The sequence below is a fragment of the Streptomyces sp. NRRL S-646 genome, assembly GCF_000720765.1.
Lineage (GTDB): Bacteria > Actinomycetota > Actinomycetes > Streptomycetales > Streptomycetaceae > Streptomyces.
The window spans coordinates 44621-58349 of the sequence record NZ_JODC01000015.1; the positions used below are offsets into that span (position 1 = coordinate 44621).

Consider the following 13729-nt stretch of genomic DNA (forward strand, 5'->3'; position numbering starts at 1 on the left):
CTCCATCACGTTGTCCCCCAGGGCTATTTGACGGCTCCCGCCATGACACCGGAGACGAACTGCCGCTGGAACGCGAAGAACACGACCAGCGGGATCACCATCGAGATGAACGCGCCGGGTGCCAGTACGTCGATGTTGTTGCCGAACTGCCGTACCTGCTGCTGCAGGGCGACCGTCAGCGGCTGCGACTCCGCGTTCGAGAACACCAGCGCCACCAGCATGTCGTTCCACACCCACAGGAACTGGAAGATGCCGAGGGACGCGATCGCCGGCGCGCCCAGCGGCATGACGACGGTGAGGAACAGCCGGGTCTCGCCGGCGCCGTCCAGCCGTGCCGCCTCCAGGAGTTCACGCGGGATCTCCGCGAAGAAGTTCCTGAGCAGGAAGATCGCGAACGGCAGTCCGAAGCCGACGTGGAAGAGGACCACGCCGATGATGTCTCCGAAGATCCCGATCTTGCCGAAGAGGTCGGCGAGCGGGATCAGGGCCACCTGGACCGGCACGACCAGCAGCGCCACCACGACCAGGAACCACCAGTCGCGCCCCTTGAAGTCCATCCAGGCGAAGGCGTATCCGGCCATCGCACCGAGAAGCACCACCAGGAGCGTGGCCGGGACCGTGATCCAGACCGTGTTGAACAGCGCGTGGGTGATCGCGTCCTTCTCCAGGAGCGACTGGTAGCTCTTGGCGGTCAGTTGGCTCGGCGCGGTGAAGACCTTCCACCAGCCCGAGGTGGCGATGTCGGTCGGGTCGCGGAACGACGAGACCAGCAGGCCGAAGGTGGGCACCAGCCAGAACAGGGCGACCAGGATCAGGAAGATCCGCATCACCCCGCCCGCCGCGCCGCTCGCCACCCGCGTGGCGAACGAGCGCTTGGCGCGCACGGTCGTGTCGAGGGCGCTCACCGCTGACGCTCCTTCCTCAGCCGGCGGATGTTCACGAACATCACCGGCAGCACGAGCAGCAGCAGGATGACGCCGATCGCGCTGCCGACGCCCTCGTTGCCGCCGCCGCCGAAGGACGACAGGAACAGCTGCAGGGCAAGGACGTTGGCGTCGTCCTGACTGGGCTGCGGGGCGATGATGTAGACCAGGTCGAAGATCTTCATCACGTTGATCATCAGCGTGATGAGGACGACCACCAGGACGGGTGCGAGCAGCGGGACCGTGACCCTTCTGAACACCTGCCACTCGTTGGCGCCGTCCACCCGGGCCGCCTCCAGGAGGTTGCGGTCCACGCCCGCCAGGCCCGCCGCGATCAGCACCATCGCGAAGCCCGCCCACATCCACACGTACGCGCCGATGATGGCCGGGGTGACCAGCGTCGGGCCGAGCCAGTCGATGCCGTTGTACGGAGCCGAGAAGTTCGAGGCGGGCAGCCGCAGTTGGGCCCCGTCGGCCTTCGCCGGGAGAGTGAAGGTGCCGTCGGCGCCGCTCTTCGCGGAGGCGACCACCTTGCCGCCCTTCACGGCCTCCACCTGGACGCCCTTCAGCGCCTTCTCACCCGGGTCGACCTTGCCCTTCGTGCCGCCGCCGCCCAGCTTGAAGTCCAGCCAGACGGTGCCGGTGACGCCCGAACCGCTCGCCGTCTTCGCGTTCTCGGGGGTGCCGGGCAGCCTGTTGGGTGCGATGCCGACCAGGGGGAGCAGGGCCGGGGTGCCCGCCTTCACGGTGCCCGTCGTCGTGAACGAGCCGCCACCGGACGGCTTGAGATCGGTCGCCGTCTCGTTCGGCCGCGCACCCGGATACACCGACGACGACACGAAGGTGTCGTGGATGGACTTGGCGACCGCGTTGGCGGCGCCCAGATGGGGATCCTGCTCGTAGACGAGACGGAAGATGATCCCGGCCGCGAGCATCGAGATCGCCATCGGCATGAAGACGATCAACTTGAACGCCGTTCCCCAGCGCACCCGTTCGGTCATCACGGCGAAGATCAGACCCAGTGCGGTGACGATCGCGGGCGCCACCGCCACCCAGATCGCGGTGTTGCGTACGGCGGTCAGAGTGGCGTCGTTGCTGAAGATGTCGCCGTAGTTCTTCAGCCCGACGAAACCGGAGCCGTCGGCGTCGTAGAGACTGCGCCAGACCGAGTACCCGATCGGGTAGACCACGAGCGCCCCGAGAAGCACGAACGCGGGCAGCAGAAACAGCACCGCCACCCACAGCCGGGTCCCCGTGACGCTCTTGCGCGGCGAGACGGAGGGCGTCGGCAGTGCGCCGGCGCCCCCCGTCGAGTTCGCTACGGACGTCATGGCCGCGCCGTCAGCCGGCCGCGTACGCCTTGGCCGCGTCGGCCTCCAGCTTCTGCTGGGTGCCGGCGACGTCCTTCGGGTTCCTCAGGAAGTCCTGCAGGTCCTTCCACTCGCCGATGCCGGCCGTGCCGCCGAAGGCAGCCGGCGCCTGGTCGGACATGTCGAAGCGGAAGCTGTCACCGGCCGCGAGCAGCTGCTTGGCGATCTGCGCGGTGATCGCGTCCTTGTACTTGGACTGGTCCATCTCCTTGTTCGGGGAGAGGATGCCGCCCTGCGCCGCCCAGATCTCCGCCGCGTCGGTGGAGGCCAGGAACGTCAGCAGCGCCTGGGCGCCCTTGCTGTCCTTCAGCGCCACGGCCACGTCGCCGCCGCTGACCACCGGGGCCTGGGAGCCGACCGCCGGGAACGGGAACACCTTCGCGTCCGTGCCCAGCTTCGCCTTGGTGTCGCCGTTGATGTTCGCGGCCACGAAGTCGCCCTCGAAGACCATCGCCGCCGGGGTGCTGCCGGAGAAGGTCTGTGTGACGGACTTCGGGAACTCCGTGTTCAGCGCGCCCTTGGTGCCGCCCGCGATCAGGTCGTTCTTGCCCCAGAGCTGGGCGAGCGTGGTGAGTGCGTCCTTGACGGACGGATCCGTCCACTTGATCTTGTGCGCGGCCAGCTGGTCGTACTTCTCGGGGCCCGCCTGGGAGAGATAGACGTTCTCGAACCAGTCGGTGAGCGTCCAGCCGTCCGCGCCGCCGATCGACACGGCGGGCGAGCCGGCGTCCGACAGCGTCTGCGCGGTGCTGAGGAAGTCCTTCCAGGTCTTGGGGGACGTGGTGATCCCCGCCGCCTCGAAGGCCTTGGTGTTGTACCAGACCAGGGACTTGTTGGCGGCCTTGGCGTAGACGCCGTACTGCTTGCCCTTCCAGGCACCGAGGTCGACCCAGCCCTTGCTGAAGTTCTTCTCCAACTGGGCCTTGGCGTCCGCGCCGAGCGGCTTGAGCCAGCCCTTGTCGGCGAACTGGTGCAACACGCCCACCTGCGGCAGGAACGCGACGTCCGGCGGCTGGCCGCCCTGGATCTTGGTGCCGAGGAACGTGGAGGTGTTGTTGCCCGTCGGCACGAAGTTGACCTTCGCGCCGGTGCGCTTCTTGAACTCGTCCATGACCTTCATGAAGTTGTCCTGCTCGGCGCCGGTCCAGACGGCGGCCACCTCGAGCGTCTGGCCGTTCAGCTTGGGCAGCTTGACGGAGCCGGAGCTCCCCGAGCTGCTGCCGCCGTCGCTGCTCTTGTCGCCGCCCCCGCCGCAGCCCGTGAGTGCCAGCGCGAGTGCCGCCGCCAGGAGGGCGGCTGCGGATTTGGCGGCCCTGCGTGTCCGGTTCTTGCTGCTCGTGCTGCGCATCACTGCCCCGTTCTCCGTTCTTCGTCGAACGTCGAGCGCTGTCCCGTGTGATCTGGTCTACGCCCGCGGGGTGGGGTCGGCAAGTGCGCGTCCGCTGTCAACCGGGGGATCGTGACCGCCTCGTGACGGTTGCCTCCGGCGGTTGGGCAGACATGGGGGCGGGTGGGGGTGCGCGACCCTGGGGGCTGCCGCCCCCAGACCCCCGCTTTCGGCCTGAACGGCCTCGTCCTCAAACGCCGGACGGGCTGGAGCGACGGAGCTACAGCAGTGAGGGAACCTCCGTCGCCGCGACCTCCCGCGCAGCTCGCTCCAATGCGCTGGCCAGCAGGGCCAGGTCCGTCGGGCCGTTGCCCAGTTCTCGTACGGGTCGGCGGGTCGGGGGGTCGCCCATGCGCTGCCAGTCCAGGGGGACGACCGTGGGGCGGAGGGTGGCCGTGCGGGGGATGCGGCCCGTGACGCGGCCGCCCTGGAAGGGGGTCGTCCGGCCGTCGGGGCGGGTCAGGCCGCCGCGGCCCGGTGCCGGGTCGTCGGGGCCGCTGCCCGGGGCGTCGAGGGTCACCCGGAGGGTGGCCTTCCGGGCCGGTTCCGTGTCCGCCGTACGGCCGCCGGGGGCGGTCGCGGCCACCAGGTGGACGCCGAGTCGCTCGCCCTCGCGGGCCACCGCCTCCAGCGCCCGCATCACGGAACCCGCGGCCGGGCGGCCCGGTGAGCCGAGTGCGGGGGAGACCAGGGCGTCCAGGTCGTCCACGACCACCACGAGCCGGGGGAGAGGCGGTGCGGCCTCTGTCTGCCGGCGCGCCGCTCCCGGCCGCAGCCGTATCGTCGAGCTGGGCGGGGAGTCCAGGTCGCCGGTTGCGTTCGTGCCGGTCGCCCGCTGGGTCACCATGCGGCCCGACAGCTCCCGGCCCGTGTGCCATTCGGCGAAGGTGGAGCGGCCCAGCAGCTCGGCCCGGCGTTTCAGCTCGGCGCTCAGGGATTGGGCGAACTCCCGCATGCGGACGGGGTCGTTGGCGGTGAGGTGGGTCGTGACGTGCGGGACGTCCGTGCAGACCCGTAGGCCGTCGCCGCTTCCGGAGGGCGCACCCCCGGTGCCCACGCTGTCCCGGCCGTCCATCAGGACGATGCCCAGCCGGTCGGGGCGCTCGGCCGCGGCCAGCGAGGCGACCACGGCCCGCAGCAGCTCCGTACGCCCGCTGCTTGCAGGGCCCTCGATCAGCAGGTGCGGGCCGTCGGCGGCGAGGTCCGCGCTGACCGGGCCGCGCGGACCGGCGCCGAGCACGGCCCAGGCACGCCCGCCGAGCGCCTGGGCGTCGTCCGCCGCGTCCGCCCAACGCGCCATCAGCGACGCCGGGGTGGCCCTCGCAAGCCCCAACTCGTCCAGCAGCCGCGCCGCTTGGGGCAACGGCACGGACACACGTGCCTGCCGCTCGGTCCCGGAACCGTCCGTCCTCAGCGGCGCCAGCGCCCGCGCGAACCGCTCGGCCCAGGCGAGCGAGACGGCGTCCACGGCGGCCACCGTGCCGGGGCCTATGGGGCCGGGGTGCGGATGTGCGGTGGCACCTGCGGGCGGGGCGGTCGCCGGGTTTATGGGCACGGGCCTGGGCATGGTGTGGGTGTCGGCCGGTGACGCCGGTTCCGTGCGGTCGGCCGGGTCCACCGGCGTCGGCGGGCGGTCCGCCGCCCCGCTTCCGGGTGCTCCCGAACCGGTCCGCGCCACCCGCATCAACCGCAGCGCCGTCGCCACGTCCCCGCTCAGCAGGGCGACCGCGCCGCAGTCCCGGAAGGCCGGTGCCACCGCGCACGCCGCCTCGTACGTCTCCGTCACCGGCGACGCGGGCGAGGCCGACGCCGTCTCGGCGAGGCAGACGACATGTATACCGGCCCGCGGTCCCTCCAGGGCCAGCCGCGCCACCGCCTCCCGCACCGCGGCGCCTCCGGGGTCGCCGTCCACGACGACCACGGTGTACGGCCCGGCGAAGCCGTCATGCTCCGCCGCACCGTCGTCGGCGTGCGCCCAGGAGGGCCTGCGGGCGGCACCGCGGGTCTGGGAGCGGACGTCGGAGGTACGTGGTGCCGGCCGTGTTCCGTGCCGTGCCTCCGTCTGCTGGTCCTCCAGGCGCCGCAGCAGCTCGTCGGTGCGGGCCGTGGCCTGTTCGCGGTCGTAGGCGAGGAGGAGACGGCAGTCCTGGCCGTGGCCGGGGCGGAGGTGGGGGAGCCAGCCGAGCCAGGACCATTCCGCGGTGCGCTCCTGAAGCGGGCGGGAGCGGTCCGCGGCGATCAGGACGATCTCCAGGGCTTCCGGGGAGTGCAGCGCGGCCAGCTGGGCCAGCACCGCGCGGGCCAGCCCGGACAGCCGGGTGCGGGGGCCGGCCAGGCCCAGCGCGCCGGCCTCGCGCAGGTCCGCGGTCACCGGCACCGCGGGCAGCAGCCCGGAGCCGTCGGGCGCCGCCCGGTCCGCCGTGCCGAGCCGCACCGTGAGCGCCTCCGGGTGCTCCGGCCCGCGCTCCCACAGCCGTGGGCCGGGCCCGAGCGCCGTCAGCAGCAGCGCGGCCGGGTCGGGCCAGGCCTCCGGGAGCTGGGGGCCGGTGCGGGGGGCGGGCCCCACCGTCGTGTCCGGGCCGTCGTCCTCGTCGTACGCGTCATGCTCGGCTGTGGCCTGCTCGCCGCGGCCGCCGGCCAGCCGTCGTGCCCACGCGGAGAGCCCCCCGCGCCTGCGAAGGCCAGGGGGCACGTCGGTCCCGCGCAGCGGGGTTCCCTTGCGGCGGCCGGTTTCAGGGGCGTCCGTGCCCTCCGGTGAGTCCCATACGACCGCACCGAAGCGGCCCGCGTGCGTGTTACCCAGGTCTGCCTGGCGATGCCCGCGCCGGTCGTCCCCACTGACCTGCTTCTCGGCCGGGGGTCCGGGGGTTGTCCCCCTGGAAGGCGCAGTGCCGCCCGCTGCGGATGCTCCTGCGGCCCTCATCTCCATCCGCGGTGCGCCGCCCTGCTCGGGAACCAGCGGGGGTTCGGCGGAGCCGTGTCCCTGGGCGGAGGGCATGCCGCGCGAGGGGGTGGCGGAGGGATCGCCGCCGTCGGCCACGCGCGCGTGAGGCGTCGCTTCGGGTGCCGGGGTGCCGCTCCCAGGGGCCGCCGGTGTCCCGTCGGCGGCCTCCGGCTCGCGCTCGCCCACGGACGTCACCCGGACATGCCCTTCCCCGTCCGGAGCCGTAGGCACCCGAGCCCCCGGTCCCCCGGCCGGAGCAACCCGCAGCGCCGACTCCCCGATGCGGAGCAGGGCGCCCGGTGTGAAGCGCACCGGGCGGGTGCTCAGGCGGGTGCCGTCCAGGGTCGTGCCGTTCGTCGAGTCGAGGTCGGCGACCGAGACCTGGCCGTCCGCGGCGACCGTGACCGCGCAGTGGAGGCGGGAGACATCCGGGTCGTCGAGCGGGACGTCGGCGTCGGCGGAGCGGCCGATGCGGATCTCGCCGCCGTGCAGGAGGTGGACGCCGCCCGCGTCCGGACCCGCGATCACATGCAGCTGGGTCGGGGCGTCGTCCAGCTCGGGGTGCGGTTCGGGCTCGGCGGGGGCGCCCAGGGAGAGCACCGCGCCGTCGATCAACGGGGGCTCGCCGAGCGTGCTGCGGCGGTCGTCCAGACGCTCCGCGCCCGCGTACAGCACCACCGCGCCGCCGGAGGCCGAGGCGCTCGCCTCGCCCGCGACCGCCGAGGCCAGTGCCGACGCCACCGCGGCCAGGGCCGTACCGGCGGGCGCCGTCACCAGCACGTCGCAGCTCGCGGTGCGGCCCCGCGCGCGGTCGGGCGGGCCCAGGGGGTCTACGACGGTCAGCCGGATCTGCATCGCCGTCAGCGGTCCCTTCTGCGCGGTTCTGCGCGGGCGCGGACTACCCCCACCCCACACGAGCACATCGGCCAGTACTGGTACTCAAGGCATCCTCGCACCTGCCACTGACAACGCGCCCGCCCCTCAGGGGCAAGTGATCTTGATTGGTCGGCTCTGCCCGCAAAAGTGCCTGACAGATGACACAGCGCAGACCGCTTGAGATCAGTCACGCCCGCTTCGGGCAACCGGCGGACCAAGTCGAGCGTCTTTCCTTCGAACATGCACGGGGAGACGTACGTAAGACGCTGGGACGGCGACAGGTCGGTGCCGCGCACAGCGGCACTACAGTGGGTCGGAACGGTAAGCAAGCAGCAGGGAGCACATGACGTGCGGCCGGTAGGCAGCAAGTACCTGCTCGAGGAGCCGCTCGGTCGCGGCGCCACGGGCACCGTCTGGCGGGCCCGCCAGCGAGAGACCGCGGGGGCCGAGGCCGCCGTGGCCGGTCAGCCCGGCGAGACCGTCGCGATCAAGGTCCTGAAGGAAGAGCTCGCGAACGACGCGGACATCGTGATGCGTTTCCTCAGGGAGCGCTCCGTGCTGCTGCGTCTGACCCACCCGAACATCGTCCGGGTCCGCGACCTCGTCGTCGAGGGCGATCTGCTGGCGCTGGTCATGGACCTCGTCGAGGGCCCCGACCTGCACCGCTACCTGCGCGAGAACGGCCCCTTCAGCCCCGTGGCCGCGGCCCTGCTCACCGCCCAGATCGCCGACGCGCTCGCCGCCAGCCACGCCGACGGCGTCGTGCACCGCGACCTGAAGCCCGCCAACGTCCTGCTCAAGCAGGACGGCGGCCAGATGCACCCGATGCTCACCGACTTCGGCATCGCGCGCCTGGCCGACTCCCCGGGCCTGACCCGCACCCACGAGTTCGTCGGCACGCCCGCGTACGTCGCACCGGAGTCCGCCGAGGGCCGCCCGCAGACCTCCGCCGTCGACATCTACGGCGCGGGCATCCTGATGTACGAGCTGGTCACCGGCCGTCCCCCGTTCGGCGGCGGCTCGGCCCTGGAAGTACTGCACCAGCACCTGAGCGCCGAGCCACGCCGCCCGTCCACGATTCCGGACCCGCTCTGGACGGTCATAGAGCGCTGTCTGAGCAAGAACCCGGACGAACGGCCGAGCGCCGAGAACCTCGGGCGCGCCCTGCGCGTCGTCGCCGAGGGCGTCGGTGTGCACGCGAACGCCGCGCAGATCGCCGCCGCGGAGGCCGTCGGCACCCTGCTGGCCCCCGACCCGATGCCGGCCGCCGTCCCCGGCTCGGCCGACCCCACGCAGGTCCTGCAGCACGGAGCGGGGTCGTACGACCCGAACGCGGCGACCAGCTTCCTGCCGCACACCGGCGGACCGGGCCCGGCGGGCGCCGCCGACCCCACCGCCGTACTCCCGAACACGGGAGCGGCCGACCCGACCGCCGTCATGCCGCCGGTGCCCCAGGGGCAGCCGGGGCAGCAGCCCGAGCAGCCGCACCCCTGGCAGAACCAGCTGCGCGCCGCCCGCGACCGCAACGAGCAGACGCAGGTCCAGCAGTACCTCAACCCCGACGAGGACCCCCTGCGCCGCCGCCCCCAGCGGCAGGTCGCCCGCCCGCAGCAGCAGCGACCCCAGCAGCAGCGACCTCAGCAGGCGTACGGCTATCCGCAGCAGCAACAGCCGCAGCAGTACGCCCCGCCGCAGCACCAGCAGCCCCAGCGGCACGCGCCCCCGCAGGAGCCGCAGCGGCCCGCGCGTGAGCCCCGCCGGTCGCGAGAGCCCAGCCCCAACCGGATGAAGATCCCCGGGCTCGGCTGTCTGAAGGGCTGCCTGTTCACGATCGTCATCCTGTTCGTCGCGGGCTGGCTGGTCTGGGAGCTGAGCCCGCTCCAGGAGTGGATCGGCACGACCAAGAGCTACTGGCAGCAGCTCGGCGACATTTACAACACCGTGAGCGGCTGGATCGGGAAACTGGGCGACCAGGTCGGCAGCAAAGGCGGCAACTGAGCAGCGAGCTTGGTGATTTGTCGACACCTGGCGGGTGATTTCCGTCTCTGCGGTGAAGGTTGGCTCCTCGGGCGCGTAGTTTTGGCGACACACGCGTCCCGTAGGAGCAGTCTTGGCACGGAAGATCGGCAGCCGGTACACCGCGAACCAGATCCTGGGGCGGGGCAGCGCCGGCACGGTGTGGCTGGGCGAGGGGCCCGAGGGACCCGTCGCCATCAAGCTGCTGCGCGAGGATCTCGCGTCCGACCAGGAACTCGTCGGCCGCTTCGTGCAGGAACGCACGGCGCTGCTCGGTCTCGACCACCCGAACGTCGTCTCCGTACGCGATCTGGTGGTGGACGGCAACGACCTCGCGCTGGTCATGGACCTCGTACGCGGCACCGACCTGCGCACCCGCCTCGACCGCGAACGCCGGCTGGCGCCCGCGGCGGCGGTGGCGATCGTGGCCGACGTCGCGGACGGGCTCGCGGCCGCGCACGCCGCAGGCGTCGTGCACCGCGACGTCAAGCCGGAGAACGTGCTCCTCGACATGCAGGGCCCCCTGGGCCCCGGCGGCTCCCACCCCGCCCTCCTGACCGACTTCGGCGTTGCGAAGCTCATCGACTCCCCGCGCCGCACCCGCGCGACGAAGATCATCGGCACTCCGGACTACCTGGCCCCGGAGATCGTGGAGGGCCTGCCCCCGCGCGCGGCCGTCGACATCTACGCCCTCGCGACCGTCCTGTACGAGCTGCTGGCGGGCTTCACCCCGTTCGGCGGCGGACACCCCGGCGCCGTGCTGCGCCGGCACGTCACGGAGACGGTGGTCCCGCTCCCGGGTATCCCGGACGAGCTCTGGCAGCTCCTCGTGCAGTGCCTGGCCAAGGCGCCGGCCTCCCGGCTGCGCGCCTCGGAGCTGGGCGCCCGGCTGCGGGAACTGCTGCCGCTGGTCGCGGGGATGCCGCCGCTGGACGTGGACGAGCCGGACACGGAGCCGACGGAGGAGCCGGAGACGACGGCCGGGGAGGCCGCGGCCCCGGCTCGCGAACGGGTTCGGCGTGGCGCGGTCCCTCTGGTACCGGGCGCGAAGCCCGCCGACTCCAACCGGGACACCCATACGTCGATGAGGGTCCCGGCGCCGGACGAGCTGGCCGGCGGCGCTCGCGGGACGGCCCGGGTGCCGCGGGCTGCGGGGGCGCCACGGCCGGGTTCCGCACGACACCGCGCCGTGACGCGTCGGCGCCGGATGGTGCTGGGGACGGCCGCGGCGCTGCTGGTGGCGGCGGCCGGGGTGGGGACGTGGCTGGCGACGTCGGGGGACGACGCGGGGGCGACACCGCAGGACTCGAAGCACTCGGCACCGGCTTCACCCTGAGCTCTCCAGTGCCGGTCCGCATCATTCAGCCCGTCGTGGGGGTCCCCCCGCTCGAGCGAAGCCGAGAGTGGGGGAGTCTGAGGACGAGGCCGTTCAGGCCGAAAGCGGGGGCCTGGGGGCGGAAGCCCCAGGTCGACGGCCACGAAAGCGCTGGGTACTGCCAGGCTGCGGCTGCCCGACACGGCTCACCCGGCGGAGCCGTTACGCTGGAGGCGTGGCAGTCGTCGATGTATCCGAAGAGCTCAAGTCCCTCTCCTCGACCATGGAGTCGATCGAGGCCGTTCTGGACCTCGACAAGCTGAGGGCAGACATCGCCGTGCTCGAGGAGCAGGCGGCCGCGCCGTCCCTCTGGGACAACCCGGACGAGGCGCAGAAGATCACCAGCAAGCTGAGCCACCTGCAGGCCGAGGTCAGGAAGGCCGAGGCGCTGCGCGGGCGGATCGACGATCTCTCCGTGCTCTTCGAGATGGCCGAGGAGGAGGACGACCCGGACACACGTGCCGAGGCCGAGTCCGAGCTCACCGCCGTCAAGAAGGCGCTGGACGAGATGGAGGTCCGGACGCTCCTGAGCGGTGAATACGACTCCCGCGAGGCGCTCGTCAACATCCGCGCCGAGGCCGGTGGCGTCGACGCCGCCGACTTCGCCGAGAAGCTGCAGCGGATGTACCTGCGCTGGGCGGAGCAGAAGGGCTACAAGACCGAGCTCATCGAGACGTCGTACGCGGAAGAGGCCGGCATCAAGTCGACCACCTTCGCCGTGCAGGTGCCGTACGCCTACGGCACCCTCTCGGTCGAGCAGGGCACCCACCGTCTCGTGCGCATCTCGCCCTTCGACAACCAGGGGCGGCGCCAGACCTCCTTCGCGGGTGTCGAGGTGCTTCCCGTGGTCGAGCAGACCGACCACATCGAGATCGACGAGTCCGAGCTGCGCGTGGACGTGTACCGCTCCTCGGGCCCCGGCGGCCAGGGCGTGAACACCACCGACTCCGCGGTGCGCCTCACCCACCTCCCCACCGGCATCGTCGTCTCCTGTCAGAACGAGCGGTCGCAGATCCAGAACAAGGCCACCGCGATGAACGTCCTGCAGGCCAAGCTCCTTGAGCGCCGCCGCCAGGAGGAGCAGGCCAAGATGGACGCCCTGAAGGGCGACGGCGGCAACTCCTGGGGCAACCAGATGCGTTCGTACGTCCTGCACCCGTACCAGATGGTCAAGGACCTGCGAACCGAGTTCGAAGTCGGAAACCCCGAGGCCGTGTTCAACGGTGAGATCGACGGGTTCCTCGAGGCGGGTATTCGCTGGCGCAAGCAGCAAGAGAAGTAACTTTGTCGACTTGCCAACTGCCGCCCATCGGGCGGCAGTTGCTGTTTGTCTGGGTTTTACATCACACTCACAGGTTCCAACTCGATGTAAACGAGACGCAAGTGGACATTGCGCCCGCAACGCCCTTGACGTTGCTTTGAAAAATGGGAAGGGTGAAGCGCGGCATGCGTATCTCTGGGGCGCATGTGAACCGGGGGAACTTGTAGCGCCATCACCCCCGTCGATCACGGCCCCCGAGCGCCGCCTCAATGACGATGAGCTACTGGGGGTAGCAACCTTATGACGAAGAAGACGCGGCTCCGCGTCGCGCGGGTAGCCGCTGGCGCAGTGATCGCCGCCGGTGCCTCGCTGACCGCCGCCGGTGCCGCTTCCGCGGTGGGCATAGACGTGAACGTGGCCGGAGTCGACGTTGGTGTCAACACCGACGGCGGCAGCACGACCGGCGGTGACACCACGGGCGGCGACACCACCGGCGGCGACACGATCGGCGGCGTGATCGGCGGCAGCACGACCGGCGGTGACACCACGGGCGGCGACACCACCGGCGGCGACACGATCGGCGGCGTGATCGGCGGTGACACCACGGGCGGCAGCACCACCGGCGGTGACACCACGGGCGGTGCCACGACCACTGGTGGCAGCACCACGGGCGGTGACACCACGGGCGGTGACACCACGGGCGGTGCCACGACCGGCGGTGCCACGACCGGCGGTGACACCACCGGTGGCAGCACCACGGGCGGTGACACCACGGGCGGTGCCACGACCGGCGGTGGCAGCACGACCGGCGGCGACACCACGGGTGGCGGCCACGGCAACTCGGGCGGCAACGGCAACTCGGGTGGCAACGGCACCGGCGGCAACGCGACCGACCCTGACGGTGGCAACAACAACACCCCACAGGACGAGGGCTCCTCGGCCCTCACCGACACCGGTTCCTCGACCGACACCTCGGCCCAGGGCAAGGGTGGGCAGCTCGCCGAGACTGGTGCGGGTGAGACCACGTTCCTGCTGGTCGGGGCCGCCACGATGATCGCCGGCGGTATCGGCTTCCGCATCCTGCCGCGCCTGGTGAACGGCCGTGGCGGTGCGGCTGCCTGACGGTAGCCGTACGCACACGCAACGTGTGTGACGACGTACGACGAGGGGCCCGGAGCGTGCATCGCTCCGGGCCCCTCGGGTGTCTCAGTGCCCCTGTGCCGCGCTCTACGCGGTCTGGTGCGCCAGCAGCGCCACCGCCGCGATCAGCACTGCGAGCAGTGCGATCAGCGCCATGGGGTTGAGCCCCGCGAAGAAGTTCTCCTGCTGCAGCCGCTCGCGGTTCGCGCGGCACACGGGGCACCGGCCCTCGCTCACGGGCGCCGCGCAGTTCGCGCACACCAGCCGGTCGTACGTCATGCGCTCGCCCTCCTTGCGAATACGTTCCACTGGGAGAACGGTTTGTGGTTGCCGAACGTTCCCCTCTCTACTGTGCCAGGTTCCTCCGGAGGGTGCGCGGGGGTCGCTCTCAGGGGGTGCGTGGGGGTTGTCACGCGGCTGCGGGTCGGTGGGGGCCG

General features: G+C 71.8%; 9 protein-coding genes. 4 read left to right on the forward strand and 5 right to left on the reverse strand.

What is annotated here, in order from left to right; all coding sequences use genetic code 11:
* Positions 1 to 23: 23 nt before the first annotated feature.
* From IH68_RS0135330 to IH68_RS0135345, 4 genes are all read right to left on the reverse strand, one after another.
* Positions 24 to 905, reverse strand: a complete 882-nt coding sequence (locus tag IH68_RS0135330; RefSeq protein ID WP_030943411.1) for a carbohydrate ABC transporter permease — start codon at positions 903 to 905, stop codon at positions 24 to 26.
* On the reverse strand, positions 902 to 2254 hold the full coding sequence (locus tag IH68_RS0135335; protein ID WP_030943414.1) for a carbohydrate ABC transporter permease: 1353 nt from the start codon (positions 2252 to 2254) through the stop codon (positions 902 to 904). Before IH68_RS0135335 ends, IH68_RS0135330 begins: the two co-directional genes overlap by 4 nt.
* Positions 2255 to 2264: 10 nt before the next feature.
* Positions 2265 to 3641 (reverse strand): ABC transporter substrate-binding protein, encoded by a 1377-nt coding sequence (locus IH68_RS0135340; protein WP_030943418.1) that lies wholly within the window; start codon positions 3639 to 3641, stop codon positions 2265 to 2267.
* A gap of 259 nt (positions 3642 to 3900) precedes the next feature.
* Entirely contained in the window at positions 3901 to 7479 is a 3579-nt protein-coding gene (locus tag IH68_RS0135345; RefSeq protein WP_030943421.1) for an FHA domain-containing protein, read from the reverse strand.
* Between the two features lie 369 nt (positions 7480 to 7848).
* Here IH68_RS0135345 and IH68_RS0135350 point away from each other — a divergent pair, with 369 nt between their 5' ends.
* The 4 genes from IH68_RS0135350 (at position 7849) to IH68_RS0135365 (ending at position 13274) form a co-directional block, all read left to right on the forward strand.
* Positions 7849 to 9498 (forward strand): serine/threonine-protein kinase, encoded by a 1650-nt coding sequence (locus IH68_RS0135350; protein ID WP_030943425.1) that lies wholly within the window; start codon positions 7849 to 7851, stop codon positions 9496 to 9498.
* Positions 9499 to 9610: 112 nt separating this feature from the next.
* Positions 9611 to 10852 carry a serine/threonine-protein kinase gene (locus tag IH68_RS0135355; protein ID WP_030943428.1) on the forward strand — a complete coding sequence of 414 codons (1242 nt, stop codon included), beginning with the start codon at positions 9611 to 9613 and terminating at the stop codon, positions 10850 to 10852.
* A 214-nt stretch (positions 10853 to 11066) separates the two neighbouring features.
* A complete protein-coding gene (gene prfB, locus IH68_RS0135360) occupies positions 11067 to 12173 on the forward strand; it encodes a peptide chain release factor 2 (protein WP_030943433.1) in 1107 nt (368 codons plus the stop codon).
* Between the two features lie 279 nt (positions 12174 to 12452).
* Complete coding sequence (locus IH68_RS0135365) at positions 12453 to 13274, forward strand: hypothetical protein (RefSeq protein WP_030943436.1); 822 nt, start codon at positions 12453 to 12455, stop codon at positions 13272 to 13274.
* A gap of 105 nt (positions 13275 to 13379) precedes the next feature.
* Here the strand turns inward: IH68_RS0135365 and IH68_RS0135370 are convergent, their stop codons facing one another.
* On the reverse strand, positions 13380 to 13571 hold the full coding sequence (locus IH68_RS0135370) for a hypothetical protein (protein ID WP_016438128.1): 192 nt from the start codon (positions 13569 to 13571) through the stop codon (positions 13380 to 13382).
* Between the last annotated feature and the right edge of the window lie 158 nt (positions 13572 to 13729).